This window comes from Parabacteroides sp. AF14-59 (genome assembly GCF_003479515.1).
Classification (GTDB): domain Bacteria; phylum Bacteroidota; class Bacteroidia; order Bacteroidales; family Tannerellaceae; genus Parabacteroides; species Parabacteroides faecis.
In genome coordinates this window covers 43,619-67,176 of record NZ_QUHH01000008.1, presented here as the reverse complement: position 1 = coordinate 67,176, position 23,558 = coordinate 43,619, and the positions used below count along the sequence as shown (strand labels likewise).

The following is a 23,558-nucleotide window of genomic DNA, read 5'->3' as shown; positions in this document are numbered from 1 at the left end:
AATGGTTAATTACCAGAGAGTGACTACTTACGAATATTCAACTCTCTTAATTGACTGATAATAGGGGAAGGTGTTGCAAGCACTTTCCCTTTTTTGTGTATGTGTTTTTTCTACGTCATATCCATACTATTTAAAGGGTTAATCACTATAAAGTTCTATCACGTCATCTTTTTTCTTATAAGAGATGGAAGATGTAAATTGTAAGGCATAAAGAGTAGACTGTAAGCTGGCATTTTTCAGGGTTCCGGTGAAGGTGATGCAATTCAGCCTATCGCTTTTAATCTCAAACTTCACATTATAATTGCGCTCCAGTAGTTTGATAATATTCAGAATCGGCTCATCGTTGAATACCATTTCATTATTCATCCAGGCGATAAATAACCGGTCGTCTTCCTTTTTCTTTATCATACGGTTTTTCTTCAACGAATAAACGGCTACTTCTCCTGGGCTTAGGTTGAGAGATTGGGTAGAAGACGAAATAATAACCGAACCTTCTGCCAGATAAGTCGTGATATTCTCATCATCAGGGTAGGCATGGACATTAAATGAAGTACCCAAAGCACGTATCTGAATATCTCCAGCTTTTACGATAAAAGGAGATCGAGCATCTTTTGCAACATCAAAATAAGCTTCTCCAACCAGTTCGACCTGACGTTGTTTCCCGTTGAAATTACTACCATAACGTAGTTTCGAGTCAGCATTCAGATGGACTATTGTGCCGTCCGGCAGAGAAATATCCGATTTCTGTCCCTGGCCTACTTCTACAGTCATATCATTATATTTGGTTAACAACCTGTTTTCGTTCCAATAGAATAATGATACAGCAATGGCACCGACTACGGCTACACAGGCAGTAATCCGCATAAAGCTCCTCCTGATATTTATCTTTTTGGGGTTAACAGTCTTACTGATAACCTTAAAAATACGTTCATCTACCGACTCCGGCATATGACCGAAAGAATGTTCCCAGATTCCATCAAAGTCCTCCACCCACCTGTCTGAGTCGTTCAACATTGCGGCTAACTGACGTTTTTCATGCTCAGTAGCCCTATTATCATAGAATTTGTCAAGTAATTCCAAATGTTTGCTCATAATCTCCTTTAAAATAAAAATGATAAAACCGGATAAAGCAATAATATGATACCATTCAGCAAGTCTCCCCTGTTAGCCCTCAGCATTTGGGAAAGGAACTTTGTTGACTGCCTCAGATGACTTTCCACCGTATTTTCAGAAATACCCAGCTGGCTGGCTATCTCTTTTTGGGAAAGGTGTTCAATATGTTTCAAACGATAGACTCTTTGTCTGGCTGGCGGCAGCATAGAAATAATACGTTCTACTTCCTCCAACAACAGATTCAATTCAACTTCATTCTCTACACAATTCTCGGCTTCCCTAACGTTCTCTATCTGTGAAATCATCAACTGTTCCTGAATGCGTTTTGCCGTTTCCTTCAGAAACAGGTTACGAGATATCTTTTTCAGATAACCCTGGAATGAAAATTCAACCACAATCTTCTTCCGATTCTCCCAGATAATGATAAATGTCTCCTGCACAACTTCCTCCGCCATCGAATAATCGCCGTGTGAAAGTCGGATGACAAACTGAAAGAGAACGTGTTTATACCGATTGTAAAGCTCTGTGAAAGCTTTAAAGTTATCAGACATAATCTCCTTCATTAACTGTTGATCTGATAACTGCTCAATTTTGTGCATTCGTGGTGTTTTTTCTATAAATGATACATTGCATTATTACCGAATCCTATATTAAGGAGATAACAGGGGGGAGGTTTCCGTGATTCAAAAGTGATTCTTTAACATTATTTTGCACACAAAACACAAAATAAAAGAAGGTGACACACTATAACACTATATTTGCTACGTCACTATTTATCGAATACAAATATAAAAGCAGCTATCGCTATATAAAATAGCAAATAGCTGCTTATTAAGTGGATTATTATTGCTTTTAAAGCAATAAGTACCCTGATTATTCACATATACTCAACGACACAGGCCCTAAAAGTCCGGCAACACCGTCTCCTCTATATGGAGTCGGAATCGTCTGATAATGATTTGACAATGTACTATAAACCAACACTTCAAGTTGATTGTCGCCCTGTTTAACATACTTGCCAATATCCATTTTATATGGTGGCCTCATCATTATACCAACCTCTTTTCCATTAACTTTTATCTCACAGGAAGCATTTACATCTCCCAGATCTAAAACGACTTTACTCCGTGCCCCGATTTTTGGTATAGTTATCTGCTTTCTGTAATACATTCCACCTGAATAATATTTCAAAGCTCCGGTTTCTGACCAATTACCGGTTTCTAAAAGTCCCTTTCCTGTCTTTATTTTAACAGGTTCACAAATCACACCAGCTCCTTGATAACCAGGTTTTCTTTTGACAGAGAAAGCAACCAAGCCAACCTTTTTCCGAGTATCCGGAAAAATAACCCGATATTTACTTACTCCCGAAGAATCCTCGGACAAAAGCTGAATATTCCTTTCCTCTATAGCCTTTCCATTGAACCATACTTTCAAATCACTTCCGGCTATCGTCATATCCATTTCCTCCATTCCGGGAACAGACCTGAAACGATAATTCCAAACAAGATTGTTGCCGCCATAAGGATCATATAACAAATGATCCCCCAAAGCCCATCGTGTCGAAATTATTTTATCATATGAAGATGGTTTTTCCGGGGTAACAGATGATGCCGGGAAAAATACCACAGAACTTCTCTTTCTAAAATCCCTATATGTTCCTTTTTGAAATCTGAATTTCCCTTTCTCCGTATTAGCATACGCAACAGTGCATTGATGCCATCCTTCTTCCAGCAAAATATTCCGATCTGCCGGCTTCTGATCGACTAAAAGATAATCGGGATCAACACCCTCTATTTCAATTCTATAATAACCAGTAACCGGGACATATACCTGACTTCTGTATATCTGATGTCCTCCCTGATCCAATATGAAGAAACCATTGCTGACTTTACCTTTCAAACCATGCCAGCCTTGTGATCCCGGATTATCAAAAACACCATATTGCCACGAAAATTCCAATATTTCCTGCGATGAACCATTCTCCTGTGAAACATTTTTTAATGGAATATCCGCAGACTTAAACTCACTTACAAACTGAGGACCAAAACCATACACGCTTTCAGGCCATTCCGAATCATCAAAATCAGGTAATATCCAGTTTTCAGGAGAAAAAACTGCCGGTTGATGCTTAAAAGAACGGGCTTCAGCCCCAATAACTTCCGAAGCAGGGAAACGAAAATCACCCCATTTATTGTCTAAAGTCGGCAACAACTCAGTCTCCCACGAACCAGTAATCAATGATTCGTATATTACCTTCGGTTCTTTTGTGAACTCCGGTGCCATAGTAGGTTTTCCCTTTGAAAAAACAAACAAATACGAATTATCAGGTTCTTTTTCCAATTTGAGCCATGTTCCTTCTTTTGTTTGACGGATGACAGGATAATCGGATATTGTCCCGTCAGAAGCATTCCAAAGTTCAACTTTACCTGTAGCTCTGAAAAAACACTCCGTATCTTTAGGCACGTCCATAATCATATAGACATCACGTTCTCCCACACACCTATGCAAAACTTTACCTTCTCCGGTTCCCGATATGAAATCGGGAATAATCAGGGCCTTTATTTGTTTCACAACCTCATCTTCCGAAAGATATAACCCTACACCATTCGAATTATTAACCTGTTTCTTTACTTTCTTTCCCTGAGATATTTCCTGGGAAGTCGCACCAAATATTTCCCGGATAATCGCATCCACCTTGGGATCATTTTCTCCAAGACAGGTACTGGCTTTCGGTAATTCGCCAGTTGCAATTATTATCCCTCCCGAACGATAAAAGTCCAATACTTTTAGTAAAGAAGAATAATGCATCGCTTTCATATCTGCCAAAATCAATATACGGTATTTTTCTCCAGAGATGTTCAAACAAGCGTTTTCAACTTTTGATTTTTGCAATGATCTGTAATCCATAAAGTCATAATCCAAACCGGAATTACTAAGTTTCATGGCTTGTTCAAAAGCTATCTTTGTATTAGCCTCCGGATAAGCCTGCATCGATTCTGTCGGATACATTAACGCGATATCACAAACATGAGTACCCTGGCTCATCAAATAGCTCAATCTTTCCGTATACTGAAGCCATTGTTTCATATGCGGCCAATAAGGCATTCTAAAATGAAAACAAGGCGGAGCCCATTCCCACCAACCACCATGCGTAGAATAATATAGTCCATGCATACAGACTAAATTTCCGCCTGCCATAAAATGATGATCCATTTGTTTTGTCAGCCACGAGCCTGTACTCCCCCATCCCATACTATGAAAAGCTTCAAGCCACGTCCTCGGACGTTCATATAAATGAGCTATCGAACTGGATACTTTCGTTTGTAAAAAACTGGAGCCGGTCGACGGTGCATCATTTCCCGGTGCAGTATACCAGGAATTGGCTCTGAAATAATCGATGTATGCCAATGGTTCCGTTCCACGTCCAAAATTATCGCTTCCATAAATTAAACCACGTGAAGCATGCCAATTATAAATGGGTTGAAAATAACGTTCTTCCGCCAAATCCATTAATACATCGCAATAATCCAGACGTATTTTAGGAGTTATATCCCCGATATCTTCTTTTAAGGCCGGAAGATAAAGTGTAATATCATATCCTTTTCTCTTTTCAAATTCTTCTTTAAAGTCCTCTGACCAGGAACCCATTTTAATAGGATAAGATAACTCGTCCTGAAAAAAATAATTCATGCTGCCTGATGCTGCATCTCCCATATTTTTTTCAAAACGATCAAAATATACGTTTATATATTCTTTCCCGATGTCCGGATGCAATAAATGGCTTTTTTTAGTTGAAAGAATATATACTTTATAATTTTTCCCTTCCGGAACTTTCCACAAAAGTTTTCCATCAGATATATGTTTAGCCAAATCTATTTTCTCCGGCCAGGCAACAGCACCTACAAACTGTTCCGGGATATCATAAATAAAAGTTGTTCCCTCCAGAACAGTATCAGACACAATATCCAATTCTCCCTGATAATTCTGAAATTTCTCCTCTTTCAACAACTCATCCGTATAATACCCATTACCAATCCATCCGATAGTATAGTCATCCATGCCTAATCCGATATTTCTTAATGTGCACTCTTTAGCAAACCAACTCCAAAAATTCCACCAATCTCCGGAGAAAACATTCGGTCTTCCCGCTTCTGTTTTTCCGGAAAGTCCATATCCGTTTTTCATCTCCTCTACATCCACTTCCGGATCCATATGTATGTAACTCACAGCGAAACCGTCTGTTGCAGATGCCGATAAAATGTCAAGCTGTTCTTTCATTCGTTCCCGGTTTAAACTGTCACCGTTCCACCAATAGAAAGGCACATTACCATATCCTTTCGGAGGAGTAGCAAATTCTGAAAAAACATCTGCATCTTTTTTCGGATATCCTTTATATTTTTGTGACTGAGCAAAAGTAACCAGACCTGAAAGAGAATAAAGAACAATTATTTGAAGAACGATTATCTTCCTCATAAACAAATTATTATATTGTATTTTATTTAAAATCATAAACACATTATCATATAAAGAGGCTTCCCTGTCTTTGCACAGGAAGCCTCTCAATAAATTTATTCTTATCATTAATTTATGACAAGATCATTACCAACCGGGATTTTGTTCCAGTACCACATCTTTATTCGTATCAATAACAGTTTGAGGAATAGGCCAAAGATTGAATGATTTTGTCAATGTTAATCTGGGATAATTCCAATATGAATATTTTTTTATGCGATCGACAGCGACTGTCCCTCCCATACGAAGAAGGGTATTCCAACGACTCTCTTCATACATCAATTCGCGGGTTCTTTCGTCAAGAATTAAATCAATGCTGACATCACTGGCTGTCACCAGGTAACTGCATTTTGCCCGCGAACGCAACATATTTATATCAGACGCTGCACCCGAATTATCTCCTACTCTCAATTTTGCCTCGGCACGTAACAATATTGTTTCAGGTAAACGTATCAAATAATCATCGCGGAAAATACTACGCAATACTCTACCGTCAGCTGCTAATGTATAAAAGTCAGGGCCTATTTTGCATGATATCGGATATATCAAGGTATAAGCGCCATCGTCATATTTACCGTTCGCATCTTTTTTGTAAAGAACATCCCAAGGTATTTGCTTTCCATAATATTCAGATGTTTTTATATTTCCTAAAAAAACACGACGTAAAACAGCCTCTGAATTACGCATATCTTCAGCCCATTTATCTTCATAAACTCCATCACGCGAATAAGGAGTTGGAGTAACCTGGCTACAACCAAAACCTCCGACATCTTCCATCTGACCACCAATGTGAGCTCCCCCCTGATCTCTGAAAACCGGTCCATAAATAGCCGGGTAATCTAAACAAGCCAGATTACCGTCTGATTTATATACTTCATAGTCAGATTGAGCACACCAGATAGCTTCCGTATTTCCATTTTGATAATCTTGATTTCCAATCTGGAAAAGGTCCCAATACACATTTCCTTCTATAGGATAGCCTGCTGAAGAATAAGTCCGATCTGCTGTTTGTTCTGTAACTGAAGTGGCATAATAAAACTCCGGTCCTTCGTTCTTACGTGCACCGAAACGTTCCGTCATAAGACTATAGGTTCCTGAATCTATAACATCATTGGCATACGAAATAGCCTTATTATATGCACTGGCAGCGTCACCACCTTCCTCTTCCAGCAAAACTCCCTTATCAATGTACAACTGACAAAGATTATGCTGAACAGCCGCCCTTACCAAACGTCCGGCCTCTGCTGTTGTAACAGGCAAATCGTTTATGATATCTTCCATTTCATCGATAGCATATTGATAGGTCTCCATACGTGTCGAACGTTTATAATCATATTTAGGAGTAGAAGTTATTTCTGTAACCAACGGAACTCCTCCAAATAGTTCTCCCAAATTTCTGTAAGCAAAAGCCCGGAAGAATCGGGCCTGAGCAATTATATAAGCTTTGTCGGATTCCGAATTCCACATTATATGCTCTAAATCTGCGGCATAAATGGCTGTATTTGCCGTATTAATCAGATAATAAAACGCGGCATATGTATCCTTAAATACTCCATATTCCGAATTAATCATGCTGTAATCGTTAAACCGATAAGAATAACGTATAGTCGGTACATCAAGAACATCAGTACCGTTTCCCATTCCATATGACCACAAATTCAATTCTCCGTAGTTATTGTAAGGACAATAGATATTGTGAACTTTGATATAACAAGTGGCAAGCACTTGATCTACCTGCTCAGAAGTAGTAAATACATTGTCAATTGTGTAAAATGTTTCGGGATCTTCTTCCAAAAATTTACTATCATCACAACCAACGACTGCAAATATCGTCATCAACAACAATAATGTTTTATATATATATGTTCTTTCCATTGTTTTATAAAGTAAAATTTAGAAACTCAAATTCAAACCAAAAGAAACGTTCGTCATTATCGGATATGTCTGACTTAATGCTGTACTACCGGTTTCCGGATCACCGCCATCCCAGCCGGTAATTGTAGCCAGGTTTTTCCCGGTAATAAACAACTTAAAATTATTAATACCCATATTCTTCACCCATGGCTGGTTGAATGTATACGAAAGCGTTACATCCTGTAAACGTACATAAGCCCGGTTTTGCAAACCAAGAAAATAACTATCTCCTGTGAAAGTTGCAGCCGGATATTTATTACTCGGATTTGCCTCTGTCCAATAAGGTATATACAAACCATTCGAAGCAAACCACTGCCTATCCCCTCCGGTTATATAAGCATTTGTATTTCCTGCCTGATAATAACCGTTACCTCCGAACACTCCGGCAATCATCACATACAACTCCCAGTTTTTATACTGTAATGTATTACTTAAATTCAGTTTGAAATTCGGTGCCTTATTTCCTATTACAGAACGGTCTTTTTCATTGATCACACCATCATTATTTTTATCCACATACTTAGGAGTTCCTGCAGAAACACCATTGGCTTCCATATACTCAGTATCATTTGTCTGGACAATTCCATCCTGTTCATATCCAAAAATAGAATGTATCGATTCACCTATAAACAGACTATTTCCGATATCATCATCTTCCTTTCCGTCGCCATCAAGGTCTTCTCCATACAAGTGAACCAGCTTATTACGATTCAGCCAAAATGTCAATCCTGTAGTCCAGTTAAATTCCTTATTCTGAATATTGACAGTCCGTACAGTAGCTTCTACTCCCCTGTTTTTTACTTCACCCATGGAAGAGTACATACTACCAAATCCAGTCATTACTGGAATCGAGCGAGAAAAAATCTGATCATATGTTTTAGATAAATACACATCTACATCGACGAATAAACGACTATTCAGCCAGGTTGATTCAAATCCCATATTCCATGCCTCAGTCGTTTCCCATCCTAAGTTTGAATTACCTATAGTATTCTGGTTAATACCGTATGAAGGTTTTCCCGAATTACCAAATGGATAATATATACCTCCGGAATGACCCGTTACTACCTGCGACAATGTTGAATATTGTGTCAATCCCTGATTCCCGTTTTTTCCCCACGACAGTTTTAGCTTCATGTCATCAAGAAATTCTACACTTTTTACAAATGGTTCATTGGTCATACGCCAGGCTGTACCTATGGCCCAGAAATTACCCCATTTATTATTTGCACCAAAAACAGACGAACCGTCTCTTCTATAAGAAGCTGTCATGTAGTAAGTGTCACCAAACGAATAAGAAGCTCGTCCAAAATACCCTATATTCGTTCTTTTCCAGTTATTTAATGATATTTTTTGAGTAGACGCATAATGGAGACCATTTAAACCTAAAGCAGTATTCCCGTTCGCTGCAAAATCACTACCTGATAAAGTCTGGGATTCAAACTTCTGGTAGTCACGAGTTGCAACTGCGGTCAGATCAATATTATGTTTTCCAAATGTCTGGTTATAATTCAAAATATTGTCAATCACATAACTGGTTGTTCTTTCATTTGCAATGCTACCTCCGGCACTACTTAAATAACTATTTTGAGTAGCAACAGAATAGCGGGAGTCATCATCATACGACCCGGCCGGAACATTGTATGACTCATGAGTAAAATCACCGTTCTTTCTGTAATTAAGATTTCCTGCATAATTGAAACGGTAGCTTAAACCGGAAATCCACGGACATTTGACCACTGCATACGCATTCGCACGAAGATTATCACGAAGATCCACATTTTCTTTCTTTGATTCGTCATCGATCCCCCACAAAGGATTGCCTCTACCGCGCGTACCGTCAGGAATAGCCTCAAGCATACCATTCGGCCTGTACATCATAGCATACGGAGACAAGATCGTAGCTGACCAAATATTAGCTCCAATACCGGAATAATCTGTTCTGGTATATGCTGCATCAAGACCAATCTGCAACCAACTTGTAATATCAGTATCTATTTTTCCCAATATTGAGACACGTTCATAATCATCACCTTTTATTACACCTCCACTCTCTGTATAGGAAGCTGATAAATAGTAGTTCATCCTATCACCGGCTCCGGATACTGCCGCCTGATAATCCTGGGTCCATCCAGTTCGTGAAATTTCATCCAACCAATCTATTTCTTTTCCGGAATTCATGTTTATTTCTTCCTGAGGTACCAAAAAACTATAATCAGAATATCCGTTCGCAGCGGCCGTGGCATCAAGCCATTGTTCACCATTCATCAATTCTGGTTTAAGATGCCATGACTGCATGCTTCCTCTTGCATTAAAATGGATGACCGGCTTACCTTGCTTACCTTTTTTAGTTGTAATAATAATTACTCCATTAGCAGAACGAGAACCGTATGCAGCAGCAGAAGTAGCATCTTTCAATACGTCATAAGATGCTATATCATTGGGGTTAATATCATTAATACTTCCCATAAATATAACACCATCCACTACCACCAGCGGATCGTTTGAGCCGGATATGGAATTTTGTCCGCGAATCTGCATAGTAGGAGTTCCTCCTGCTGAATTTGTCGCACCAATATCAAGTCCGGTCACATTTCCTTTCAAAGACTCCAAAGCATTTGTATTTGTCGCCAATGATATCGGTGAATTTTCCAACTTGACAGAAGATACAGAACCTGTAAAATCTTTTCTTTTAGCAGTTCCGTAACCGATAATAACGATTTCATCCAATGCTTGTAAATCCTCTTTCAACAGAACATTCAAACGATCTTTATTTCCTAAACTAATTTCCTGAGTAACATATCCTATATAAGAAATCTGGATCACAACATCAGTAGGAGCCTCTAACATAAAATTACCATCGATATCAGTGATAGTTCCAACGGTTGTCCCTTTTACAGAGACATTCGCTCCGATAACAGGTTCTCCATTCTGATCTTTAACTGTTCCACTAATTTTTCGCGATTGATTACTTTGACTGTTACGTGATATTTTCAGAATAATCTGTTTTCCAACCACTTCATAACTGATTTGTTTTCCCGCAAAAGCTTTTTTCAAAATAGCATCCAGACTTTCCTGACGAGCATCCACAGAAACCTTTTGTGACTGATCTACTGTCTGGTCCAGCATAAAGGTGTAATCTGTTTTTGTTTCTATTTGTTTAATTAACTGCCGAAGCGATTCATTTTTTACTGATAAATCAATTTTTTCACTTTGGGCATAAGTAGAATTAAATATAAATAACGTAAGTAAAAGCGGAATTAACTTCCTTCTTAATTTAAACATTATGTAATAGCTTTAAGATTATAAAATATATTATATCTTTGCCTTTATATATCAATTAGTTATTCTGTCTAATTTTAGGCAGAATAAAAGCACAAGCATATATATTTCAAAAGGCATGGAGATTAGGGGTCTCTGTGCCTTTTACGCATAAGGCAGAATACGTCTAAAAAGACTTTCCTATTTATATCTGATCGTCACCTCCTTTCCGTCTAGTTTATACTCTATTGGAGAAATTTTATTGATCATCTCTAATAATTCTGTTAATGATTCCGTCTTAATTGTAAACCAATAAGATTTTGAGACGTCTACATTCGATAACGTAATATCTACTCCATACCAACGTCCCAGTTTCTTCCAAACTTCTTCTACAGGATCACCATCAAACTTTAAAAGATTGTGATGCCAGCTCGCTTCGATCTCCGCATCACAAGATTCAACCCGGCAAGACAAACTCTTTTTAGAAACTATAGCTTCCTGATCAGGAGACAAATAGGTCAGCAAATTTTGATTTTCGGCCGACAGCAAGCTAACCTTCCCTCGAAGCAAAGCGACCTTTATGGCCTCTTCATCTGTATAAGCACTGACGTTGAATGCCGTACCATGCACTTTTACATCCACAGTACCCGTCTTGACTATAAAAGGATATTGAGTATCTTTTTTAACGTCAAAGAAGGCTTCTCCTTCCAGATTGACAATACGGTCATGCGTACTATATTGATAATTATAGGACAAACGCGACCCGGAATTTAACCAGACAAGTGTACCATCAGGAAGAACAAGTTGGGTTTTCTGCCCAGAAGGAGCCATAATTACATTTTCAAACTGAGATGCCTGCCAGGAATCTTTTTGACTATTAAATAAAAAAGACAAAGAAAATCCAAGAATCAAAGCTATAGCAGCTGCAATACCGGAGATGCGGATCAATAGTGAGCGGGAATACAACGGGACCTGTTTTACTTTATGACGGATACGATCCTGTATCTTCCCCCAAACTTCGACTTTGTCGGGTATCACATACGAAGAGGCATTCACCCGTACACCTTCCCATTGCTGCTGCAATTTATTCAGTAGAAGACGATGTTCGGAATCTTCATTCAGCCAATGATTTACTTTCTCCCTCTCAGACAATGTACACTGTCGGGATAAGTATTTAGCCAGTAGTTCATATGGTATTTGTTGCTCGTTCATTTTCTTGTTCTTTGTTAGTTGACACATAAATCCCCCTAAAACCCCCAAAGCCCTATAAATTATTTTATAAATAAATTGAAATATATGCCATCCAACCACCCAAAAGAAGTGTTACTTCACAAAAAACCAAGTAAACTTATGTCAGTAATTCTTTGATAAAAGGGAAAGTAAAATGATCATCACCGATTCATCAGAATGAGCTGCTATGTATTCACGGATCTTTTTTAATGCAATACCCATCTGATTCTCGACAGTCTTTACGGAGATTTCCTTTACATCAGCTATTTCTTTATAGCTTAATTGTTCTTCACGGCTCAGGATAAATATCTCCCGGCACTTTTCAGGTAAAGATCCGACAGCTGCTTGTAATAGTTGATAAAATAACTCACGGTCCACACAATCGACCGATTCGTTTTTCTCTAATTCAATACGGGCCCACTTCTCTAATAAAACAGTATGATTATCTTCATCACGTAAATAATTCAGCATCCGGTTACGGGCACTGTTATATAAAAAAGTCTTGATATATTGTATTTCTTGTCCTTCATAGTCCTCCCACAAACAGACAAAAACATCCTGCACCACTTCCTCTATCACCTGATAATCACGGGTATAGTAATTCAGGAAGCGGCATATAGTTTCAAAATAGTCATTATATACATCTTTGAATGTTCTTTCATTGATGATCATGGTGGTATAGCTTTTTCATTAAATCATCTCGTATCCCTTTTCGCGCAAAAATAGGCAAATAAATAACATATAAATAAGAAATAACGAAAAAGATAAAGCTTGCAGGGACTGGCTAAAAACAGATATTAAAACAAATCAGTACACCTGCAAGCATGAAAAGTATATTAATCAATCACTTACTACAAATAAATAACTTGTACCCGGTAAAGTTTCCAAATGAAAAACATCGTCTTCCAGTTCTTTTTCATCCAGCAGCTGGCCGGACTTCCGGACTTCCATCCGGACTTTCTTTTGTTTCCAGGGATTCAATAAAGTCAACGGTCGTCCTTGTTCACTCACTATGGTAAGGGAAGTAACCTCTTTATTTTTCAATTCTGCGGATACCAGAAAAGCACCCTCTACCCGTATCTGATGGAAAGAAGCATCTTTCTCACGCGGCCAGACCGGAAAAACACGGACAATATCCTGATGTCCCATACAAAGCATCTCATTGATCGTATTGGGGACAGTGCTCCAATTTTCGATGCCATGCGGATTATCCAGCTGGAATCCGTTCGGATACGTATGGTGGGAATAAACATTCAGATGAACCAGGATGCTGTCCGGATCATATCCTATCCGTACGGCCGCCGGGAAAAAGCTGTTCGTTCCGTTGAAATCGGACCAACGTCGCATTTCATCGACTGTATTATGTGCAATCTGCAACAGTTGCGGGTCTGAATTCAAGCCGATCTGCCCTGCCGGATAAATATGCTGTATCCCCAAGGTATTATCGCCCCACCAATCCGTACCTTTCTCCGTATAGCGAAAGACTGTTTTTCCGTTCCGCTCCTGTAGCGGATAATCGGACATATGATCTTTGATAAATGCCCATTGCTCTCTTTTATCTTCATCGACACCTAAAAAAGAACTCATATCCGATACTGTCTGCATGACCATCCGAACCAATCCCAAAGACAGGATCGGGTTCATTGTTCCTACCGTGCCTTCGTGGATGGCATCATTATAGATGACATAGCGATCTCCTTCAAGAGTCAGATATTTTTCCCAGAAAGCAGCAACACCCTTCACGAACGGATATACTTTCCGGGTATATTCTTTATCCCAAGTCCGGTAAAACTGCATCGACATATTGACAACCGCATAAGAGGAGTTGCTCTTCTGTCCCATGAAGAAACCTTCATCCTCCACCAGCTTTCCATCGATCCAACCTTTAAAATAAGTATCCATAAAGGGAGAACGACGGGTCGTTTCGATACCTAACGGCCCTGCTCCTACCGGTAATAAGATGCCATCGGAAATACCTGTTACTTTTTCTGAATAATAATTACCACGGGCTATCTGGGCAAGCATCGGCATATAATACGGATCGGCCTGTTCGATACGGTTGGATGAATACAAACCGTAATAGGGAGCCATATGATTATAATTCAAATGGTAGTCACCGTTCCAGTTAGGACGTTCCCGGGTAATCCAGGTGCCGAAGATAGAAGGGGGAAAATCCTTATCACGGCTACAAGAGGCCATTCCATAGAGAGACAGATAGTACTGCTTTTCTATTACCGAATCCGGTATACTGACAAAGGATTTCTGCCAATAATCTTTCCACCATTCCTGATGATGCTTTTCAATCTCATTTAAATGGGTAAAAGAACAATCTTCAACTCGTTCAATGACATCAGCAACACAGTCATTACTTTTAAAGTTACTAGAGAAAGCACAGACCAGACGAACCGGTTTACCTGGCTTCAACACAAAACTACCATCGGAAGACTGCCCCATACGTAAAGCCATAGCCGCTTTCGTCGGAATGTCAACAGAATCTTCGAAAGCTCTCCACAAATAAAAGACTCCTTCCTTTGTAACGCCGACCTCCCGTTCATCAGGAAAAACACGTTCTAACGGTGGATTATTTATTGTTTCTTTCTCGCCCGGTAAGGATAGATTCACGTACCCTTCCACGCTGTCTTCACCATTCATTTCCAGTTCAAGAACCAATAAGTCCTCTTCTGCTGAAATATAAGTTTTATAAGATACAGACAGGTCGCCTTTTGTAAATCGGGCAGTCGTAGTTGCATCGTACAACTGTTGCTCCACCAGATAAGAGGCACCTTTTAATGCCGGCATCGACAACTCAATTTTGCCTAACACCAACGGATATGATTCATCTAACGCCGACTTCAACCGCCAGAAATCATTTCTTGCCACATAAAAGGTTTGTGCTTCAGGCGGACCGGCTAAAGCAACACCGGTAAAACCATTCCCCAATAAAGGAGCATCTACCGAATTACGGTTGGGGATCCGTTTCGGAGGCTCGGTAAAACGTATGGTATGTTTCCGTATGATTGCCTCCGATTGTTGTTCACTATCACTAAGATCATTGCATGAGAATAAGAAAACACTCAATGCAGACAAGCCTAATGCCATCAACAAATTACTATTTTTTCTCATTTGTCCAGTGTTATATCTTTAGAAAACCTCACATGTTTTTTTTTCATATTTACCAGATGTAAACCCGAAGACAGAATATCTCCCTCCCAGTTCGTTCCTTCGATAACTACCTGACTGCAACCGTTCAGGAAGAAGGCATGTTTATTAGAAGATCGCGGTTGCAAATCTTTAGTCCGGATAACCGTATTATTCTTAAACGCCAGTCCCTTCGTACTTTTGGCATAAAGAATCGGATAATCAAACACCTGAAATACATTATCTTCTATACGTACGTTTTTATGAACGGGCCGATCAGGATCTATTTGTGTATTCGAAGGATTCAATGCAATAACAGCATTACCCGGACCACCCTGATAAGCACAATCTATAAAAGTATTATTCCGAATCAAAATATCACAGACCGGACCCGATTCGAACCAGCCTTCAGCATCTCCCTCTATCAGGATCGCACTCATACCTGTTTTCTCGAAAGTGTTATTTTCAATAATGGCTTTACGAGGGGTTGTAATTAACAGCCCACGCGTACAAGTACGGGTAAAGTAACTGTTACGGATCTCAACCTCCGGCGTACAAGTCATATTCTCAACACAATCCAATCCGAGCTCAATATCCGCCGGAACAGGATTATCCAGACGCACTATAACCTCTCTGTCTGATACCCGTCGAACCTCCTGCACCTTCGCCCTCTGATAACGTTCCATACGTTTGGCTCTGATAAAAGCGACTTCATCTCCTTCATGAAAAGCAACGAAACCATAACTCTGTCCATGCATAAAACGAAGTCTTAACGTATTAGCATCCATTTTTTCCATGATCCTCAGATTGGTACCATGTATATTTATCGGATCATCATGAGCACCTTCATAACGGCAATCCGAAATGTTTATCATTCCACTACACCCGGAAAAATGCATCATATCGGCAGATGCCGCAAGTATCCTGCCACTACCTTCCGGCGGAACACAATTGACATGGTCCATAGTGATATTATTCACAAACTGACTGACAATACCTAAACCATGCATATAATGCATATTCACATGCTGCAAAACAATATCGCGACTCTCCAGTATAAACATTCCGACCTGGTCACGAATAACATCGCGGACAGTTAATATATTCCCTTCTTTGGGATGAAAATCAGAAGGAGTCGAAAAACTTACAACCCCATGAGACAGTTCTTTTGCTTTTGATTTGGATAAGACATTCCAACCATTCGTATAAACGGAAGTTTTCTTTTCCGCATCATATTCATTGCAATGAATACGATTCGACTTCCATCCTTCACCAAACAGATTTATATATCCGTCCACTATTTCATACCACGAATCCGGATGTAAAGTAACGACAGTTTCTCCGGTCGCAACCCGGGTATATCGAATCTCTGATGCAGTCGGACGCTGGAAGTTTGTACTTATATTCCGGATCTGTATATTTTTACAATGGTCCAGTACCATTGTGATCATTTTCCCGTGATACATTAACAAAGAGCCATTCCCTTCGACAATAAGATCCTCCATCTCTTTAAACAATAATCCTATTGTCTTTATTTTTGAAGGACACTCTTCTTCTGTGGATGTATTAGATATAAAATATTCAGCACGAACAGCACCCTCCGGCCAGATATCATAGCGCCCTTTCGGAAAACACAAGACTTTTGCACCTGTCTGTTTACAAGCTCTTATCGCTTCCTGTAAACCTGTTACAACATTCTCATAAGTATTAGGTAATACACCAAAATCCGAAACATAAACGGTGTCTATTCTATTTGCCTTTACATAACAGGCAAATAGAATAAAACACAATAATAAAAAATATTTAGTATACGACATAAGGTTCTCCTTCAATCTTCAACTCGCCGAAACTTCCTTCCGATTTATAAGGTTGACCTCCGCCGATATATAATTCCACCGGGCCTTCTTTCTGAACCAGATTTCCTTTATCGTCGACCAGAGCCAACTCTTCCGGAGAAAGGGTGAAAGTGACAGTCTGGCTTTCGCCCTTATTCAGATGAATACGTTTGAAACCTTTCAGGGCACGCAACGGGACACGGGTATTTCTGTTTTGAGGATGAGAGACATACAACTGAACAACCTCATCGCCATCCCGTTTACCGGTATTTGTGACTGTCGTTGTTACCTGGATACTTTCACCGGTCTTCACAACAGAAGCATTCGACAACGGTTGATAAGCAAATGTCGTATAACTCAGACCGTAACCGAACGGATAACGGACATCGCCTTTGAAATAACGGTAGGTACGGTTCGCCATCGAATAATCTTCGAAATCAGGAAGATCTTCGTCATTCATATAAGTAGTCAGCGGCATACGGCCTGCCGGGTTATAATCACCGAAAAGGACATCGGTAATGGCATCGCCCGCAGCTTGTCCGCCATACCAGGCTTGCAGGATAGCGTCGGCATTACGGCTTTCCCAATCGAAGCTCATAACAGAACCGGACATATTGACCAGAATCAACGGGCGGCCTGTCTTTTTCAGTTCTTTCATCAACTCTGTCTGCACAGGTGGTAATTTCATCGTTGTACGGTCACCACTGGCAAAACCGCCGTAACCTGCCGCTCCGGCATCACCGGCCTCGCCTTCATAATCGGCACTGATACCACCGACAAAGATAATGATGTCTGCTTTCTTAGCCTGTGCGGCTACCTGGGCAAAAGAAGGGGCACCTTCCAGTTTCTGAACAATACCGACACCTGTCAGCGTATCGATCTGAATCGTATTGCCAAAACGTTTCTTCAAACTCTTGTACGGGGTCATAATTTCGCTGGGCACACCAAAATAATTAGCCAACAATGTACTACCGTTATCCATATTCGGACCGATTAAAGCAATCCTTTTAATCTTAGAAGCATTCAGGGGAAGTATATTCTTATTATTCTTCAATAAGACCATCGACTCCTGCGCCATCTTATAAGCATGTGCCTTATGCGCATCGCACTCGATCACTTCACGCCCGATCGTAGCATACGGAACACGGTCAGCCGGGTCATACATACCTAATTTGAACTGTATTTTGAAGAGACGAGCTAAAGAGACATTTATATCTTTTTCCGAAATAATACCCTGCTGGACGCCCTGCTGAAGTTTCTGATACAAATCGCCACATTCCAGGTCGGTACCTTTCAGTACTGCATCTGCTACAGCATCTACATCATTGCTATGCGTTTTGTGATGATGAGCAAAGTCCTTTACAGCCCAACAGTCGGAGGTCACATAGCCATCAAATTTCCACTGGTTACGAAGAATATCCTGTAACAATTCATTGTGACCACAGCAAGGTTGTCCTTCCAGCCGATTGTAAGCACACATCACACCATGTACTTTCGCTTTCGTCACCAACTCGCGGAAAGCCGGCAGATACGTATCCCACAAATCATACAAAGAGGTACGTGCATCAAAATAGTGCCGATTACCTTCCGGTCCGCTATGTACGGCATAGTGCTTGGCACAAGCTACCGCTTTCAGATAATGAGAATCACTACCTTCCAAGCCACGGACAATGGCCGTTCCCATCTTACCTGTCAGATAAGGGTCTTCGCCATAACACTCCTGTCCACGTCCCCAGCGGGGATCACGGAAGATATTGATATTCGGAGTCCAATAGGTCAGCCCACGGTAAATACTACCGGTCTTTCCTTCCCGTAAATCTTCGTTAAAGAGGGCGCGGCCTTCCGAAGAGGTCATATCGCCCATAAGTTGCAAAGCCTCCGTGTCAAAGGTAGCAGCCATACCGATCGCCTGCGGAAAAACAGTCACCTTTTCCTTCGTACGTGCCACACCGTGCAGCGCTTCGTTCCACCAGTTGTAAGCAGGTATACCTAAACGGGGAACCGCCGGGGCGGCATGTTTCATCAACTGGACTTTTTCTTCCAGCGTAAGGCGGGAAATAATATCCTGTACACGTACGTCCAACGGAAGGTCAGGATTCCGGAACGGATAATCATACGTTTGTGCAACCAGGCCGTTCAGAGAGAGAACAGCCAGTAAAACGATACTTTTTAGTTTGTTTTTCATGAGATTATCTATTTTATTTTGTTACTTCGACAATGATTTTACTCTCTTTCAGTCCTTCCGATACGGCTGTCAGTTCAATAGGTTGTCCTGAACGGTCACTGGTAACAAGCACCTGGGCATAACCACCGAAAGCATTCCTGTGTACATCGCTACCTGCGGGGAAGACATCCGGTTCGTGACTGGAAGGATGGCCGTTCCCCACTCCCAGGATCTTACCGTTACGGACATCGAAATGAATTCCGTTTTCGGCAGTCGGAACCACACGCCCTTTGGCATCCAAGACTTTTACGGTGATGATAGCAACGTCATTGCCGTCACCCTGAATGGCAGAGCCATTTTCACTGACCAGTTGCAAGGAAGCCGGCTTTCCGGTAGTTTCTACCAACTCTGTATATTTCTTTCCGTTCTTCTTTCCTTTTGCCAACAACTTACCCGGAGCATATTTAACACGCCATTCGGGAACATCAAATTTACCAACCTGTTTTTTACCCAAACTCTTACCATTCATGAAGAGTTCGACTTCATCCATATTGGTATACAGGTGTACGTTTACCGAATCGGTACCGATTCCATTCCAATGAGGAAGAATATGCAACACCGGTTCTTCCGTCCACCAAGCCTTATAATACCAGAAAGCATCTTTCGGGAAGCCGCAATAGTCTAAGATACCGAAATGAGACACTACGCCCGGCCAGTAATGTTCTACCGACTCGCCACCATAATCGAATCCGGTCCAGACGAAGGCTCCGGCAACAAATTTACGTGCATCCACATAGCGCATCCACTCCTGCGCACGGGCACCCCATCCCGGATGGTCGCGGTCGTAAGCCTGATGGAAACCTTTAGCGGCATTCGTTTCATAGATGCCACGTGTCATAACCGTACTTGCTTCTTCTGTGAAAATACAGGGCAGGTTCGGGAATTTCTCGTGTACAGCGTCGATATTACCTATCTTATAATAGTTCGAACCCTGTACGTCGACGGCATAAGTGAAGCCTTCCCCCCAACTACCGTTCATCGCCGCCGTGCACGGACGGGAAGGATCCAGTTTACGCTGAACGGCTTTCATGCGCTCAACGATCATACGACCTTTTTCCGAGCCTTGTATCGCCGGTTCTTCATTTCCCAAACACCAAATGATGACGGACGGATGGTTACGATCGCGACGGATCACGGTCTTCATCTGATTCAATCCCTCATCGCTGGAACTCAATACACGCATTTCATCCATAACCAGCATACCCAGTGTATCACAGGCATTCAATACAGCCGTTGTCGGAGGATTATGGGATGCACGATATGCATTCACTCCATATTCTTTCAGACGGGCGATTCGCCACGCATTCAGCTGGTCCGGAACAGCAATACCTACGCCGGCATGGTCCTGATGGCAACATACGCCCTGGATCTGAACACGTTCGCCATTGAGGAAGAAACCTTCGTTGGCATCAAAACGGATATCACGGATTCCGAAAGAAGTATCATAACTATCTACGACTGCTCCATCCACCAGGATATCCGTATGCATCGTATAAAGAGTCGGCGTCTTCAGCGACCAAAGATTGGCCTCCGATACGTTCATCTCTATCTCAAACAGTTCGGTTTCCAATGGTTTGATAGAGAGTGTGCCGCCCGACTTGTTTATTTCCCGACCTTGATGGTCGATTATGGAGTTTTGTACAATGACATTGGCCACATTGCTACTCTGATTGGAGACTTCTACCTGCGCCTTTACGCGTGCCTCCTTCGTCCGGAGATTGACATCGCTCGACACAAAAGTTCCCCACTGGGGGATATGGATCGGAGCGGTGCGATGGAGCCATACATTCCGGTAGATACCGGCACCTTCGTACGACCATAATTCAGAATGAGTAGCATCTACACGCACGGATATCACATTTTCTGCATCCGGTTCATAATTCAGACATTCAGTCACATCAAATACCAAAGGAACATAACCGCTTTCGCCGCGTCCCAGATAAATACCGTTCATCCACACCTGGGCATCACGGAATATACCTTCGAACTCCAATGTATAACGGTCTCCCTTTACCAATTCGGGAGTGAACCGTTTCCGGTACCAGCCCACACTATTTTCAGGTGAACGCCCGCCCAGTTTACGGTATCCTTTTACCTTGAACTGCTCTTTGCTGTAATCCAAAGCCATTCCCCAATCATGCGGCAGAGATATCTTCTCCCATTTACTGTCATCGAACTTCTGCGTATGAGGAATAGATAAACGCGACTCCTGGTCCGCATTCAATAAGGTCGACTCCTGTAAAAATGCGACCTTTGAAAACGACAGTGCCTGTCCATAATTAAAATCCTTTTCCGGATTAGCCGCATGCCCTTTGGCGAAGAGCCAATCCTGATTCAACAACACTTTCTCCCGTTGTGACTGAGCTCCCATCCAAAGGGCAGGGAGCAATAACATCACCGTAAAAATCAATCTTTTCATTCTTCGATCTTTTGTTTTCTATTCTATATATTATTGGCAAACTTCTATCTGCGACGTTTGAGTAACGCCATTCTCATTATAAGTATCTATGGTAAAATAATAAGTAACACCTTTATTAAGACTTCCGATCTCCAGGGTTGTCTCTCCCATTACCTGGAAATTGTTATAAAGTTTGTCTTCCGCCACGCCATAACGGACAATATATCCCTGGGTATGCGGCACTTCATTCCAACTTAAACGAACTTTACACGGGTCGGCAAGATCGCGTTGCACCGTAAAATCATTGATCGCACGCGGCTTACTGCCCAGACCGTTACCGAATATCCTCAAATCGCGGACGGACAGGTTCTGGGATACTGTATATTCTTTATTTTGCAATTTGATATATCGGGCTTTGAACGGAGCCTCAAATTCGATATAGTCGTGAGGCGTATCTGTTTTCTTAGTACTGTAATCCACTACCGGATACCAGTCCTCGCCATTCGCCGAAGCATAGATCAGATAACTTTGGTAAACGCCGGGGACAAAGCCCCGCTGGCTGGCTCCGTATTCGTCGAAATTCACCTGGATCGCCTGGATAGATGCCAGCTGCTGCAAGTCGACCTGTAGCCATTCGTTCTCTTTATTCGAGGCGGCAACCCAAGCCGTACGGGCATCCTCATCGACTGTGTTTCCTGCCGGATACCCATCCAGCGAAGAAGAAACAGTCACCGGCTTCTTATAAGACAGCAGCATCCAACCGGGTTGATAGTTTCCGGCTGTTTGTTCTTTCCCTCCGGGCAGATACATCGGATAATCGCCCAAATAAGTATTTGTATGCAGATAGCCGTCTTTATCGAATCCGGCAGGATAAAAAGAGACTCTCCGCTCAAACATATGGCGGACAGAGATCGAATTGGTCGCAGCCTTCCAATAGTTTTCGTTACCAGCCATAAACATACAGCCATGTCCGGCACCACCGATAAACCCAGTCGGTTTATAAGAGACCGGGCTGTTTTCCATATAAGTAAACGGACCGGTAGGCGATGTACTGACATACACACCATCCGCATACGATTTCCATTCGGTTCCGGGACCGGCATATTGTAAATAATACTTTCCCTGATGAGCCGTCATCCAGGCTCCTTCGATATAAGGACGACGAGGAAGTTCGTTCAGTTCGCCCGTCCGCTCCCAGCCGTAATTTTCTTTATTGCTGTTAAAGCAAGCGACTACTTCTGTTTTTGCTTCCAAGGTATTCAGATCCAACACCTGCATATAGATCGGATCGACAGGTGAGCAACCATAATACATATACAAATTATCCCCTTCCACATAGAAAGCAGGATCCCAGAAAGACCAGATCTCTTTCACCGGTTCCCATTCCCCTTTTTCCGGAGCGGATGAACGGTACAACATGCCTTTCCCGTGAGTGGAACCGACATAATACAGATAATCATTATGTATAAAAAGTCCCGGTGCATAGTCCTCGATCGGCAGCACTGAATCGGTTATAAAAACATGCTTCCAATCGGTAAAGTCATTGGAATACCAGTAGCCTGACGACTTGGAAGCAAATAAATAATAGTTGTCTTTGAAAGAGACTACGACCGGATCGGCAGCTTCCCGAATCCCCTGACCTCCATCTATTTTCATAAACCGATAATTCAGATTGACCGGATTACAAAACGTTTTCGGAGACTGGGCTATCTTTGCTTCGATCTGATGGGAATCCTGGCAACTTACCAAAAAGGGTACAGCCAGTAAGGTTAGCAATAACTTTTTCATACTTCTTGTATTTATCACATATAAAGATTGAGTTTTTCAGGTATTTACGGAGACAAATATACAGATTAGCAAGTAGATATGCAACAAAAACAACGATATTTATTGTCTAACAAACAATATCTATACATAATCATCCTTCATACAA

At 41.3% G+C, this 23,558-nt stretch carries 12 protein-coding genes; all 12 read right to left on the bottom strand.

Going from position 1 to position 23,558, the window contains the following annotated elements:
* Positions 1–138: 138 nt before the first annotated feature.
* Positions 139–1,092, bottom strand: coding sequence for a FecR family protein (locus DWW23_RS10895; protein ID WP_122353310.1), 954 nt, complete (start codon positions 1,090–1,092; stop codon positions 139–141).
* A gap of 8 nt (positions 1,093–1,100) precedes the next feature.
* Positions 1,101–1,712: an RNA polymerase sigma factor gene (locus tag DWW23_RS10890; protein ID WP_122353309.1), complete on the bottom strand. Its 612-nt coding sequence runs from the start codon at positions 1,710–1,712 to the stop codon at positions 1,101–1,103.
* A gap of 274 nt (positions 1,713–1,986) precedes the next feature.
* On the bottom strand, positions 1,987–5,586 hold the full coding sequence (locus tag DWW23_RS10885) for a glycosyl hydrolase (protein WP_122353424.1): 3,600 nt from the start codon (positions 5,584–5,586) through the stop codon (positions 1,987–1,989).
* A 126-nt stretch (positions 5,587–5,712) separates the two neighbouring features.
* A complete protein-coding gene (locus DWW23_RS10880; protein ID WP_233564312.1) occupies positions 5,713–7,500 on the bottom strand; it encodes a RagB/SusD family nutrient uptake outer membrane protein in 1,788 nt (595 codons plus the stop codon).
* Positions 7,501–7,518: 18 nt separating this feature from the next.
* Entirely contained in the window at positions 7,519–10,668 is a 3,150-nt protein-coding gene (locus DWW23_RS10875) for a TonB-dependent receptor (RefSeq protein WP_229800985.1), read from the bottom strand.
* 333 nt (positions 10,669–11,001) lie between these two features.
* Positions 11,002–12,012: a FecR family protein gene (locus DWW23_RS10870; protein ID WP_122353307.1), complete on the bottom strand. Its 1,011-nt coding sequence runs from the start codon at positions 12,010–12,012 to the stop codon at positions 11,002–11,004.
* A 141-nt stretch (positions 12,013–12,153) separates the two neighbouring features.
* A complete protein-coding gene (locus DWW23_RS10865) occupies positions 12,154–12,702 on the bottom strand; it encodes an RNA polymerase sigma-70 factor (RefSeq protein WP_122353306.1) in 549 nt (182 codons plus the stop codon).
* A gap of 168 nt (positions 12,703–12,870) precedes the next feature.
* Positions 12,871–15,153, bottom strand: coding sequence for a hypothetical protein (locus tag DWW23_RS10860; protein WP_233564311.1), 2,283 nt, complete (start codon positions 15,151–15,153; stop codon positions 12,871–12,873).
* Positions 15,150–16,985, bottom strand: a complete 1,836-nt coding sequence (locus tag DWW23_RS10855) for a right-handed parallel beta-helix repeat-containing protein (RefSeq protein WP_122353305.1) — start codon at positions 16,983–16,985, stop codon at positions 15,150–15,152. The genes DWW23_RS10860 and DWW23_RS10855 overlap by 4 nt, the downstream gene beginning before the upstream one ends.
* A complete protein-coding gene (locus DWW23_RS10850; RefSeq protein WP_122353304.1) occupies positions 16,972–19,188 on the bottom strand; it encodes a glycoside hydrolase family 3 C-terminal domain-containing protein in 2,217 nt (738 codons plus the stop codon). Before DWW23_RS10850 ends, DWW23_RS10855 begins: the two co-directional genes overlap by 14 nt.
* Before the next feature lie 13 nt (positions 19,189–19,201).
* A complete protein-coding gene (gene galA / locus DWW23_RS10845; protein ID WP_122353303.1) occupies positions 19,202–21,646 on the bottom strand; it encodes a beta-galactosidase GalA in 2,445 nt (814 codons plus the stop codon).
* 30 nt (positions 21,647–21,676) lie between these two features.
* Positions 21,677–23,413 carry a discoidin domain-containing protein gene (locus DWW23_RS10840; protein ID WP_122353302.1) on the bottom strand — a complete coding sequence of 579 codons (1,737 nt, stop codon included), beginning with the start codon at positions 23,411–23,413 and terminating at the stop codon, positions 21,677–21,679.
* Positions 23,414–23,558 lie beyond the last annotated feature (145 nt).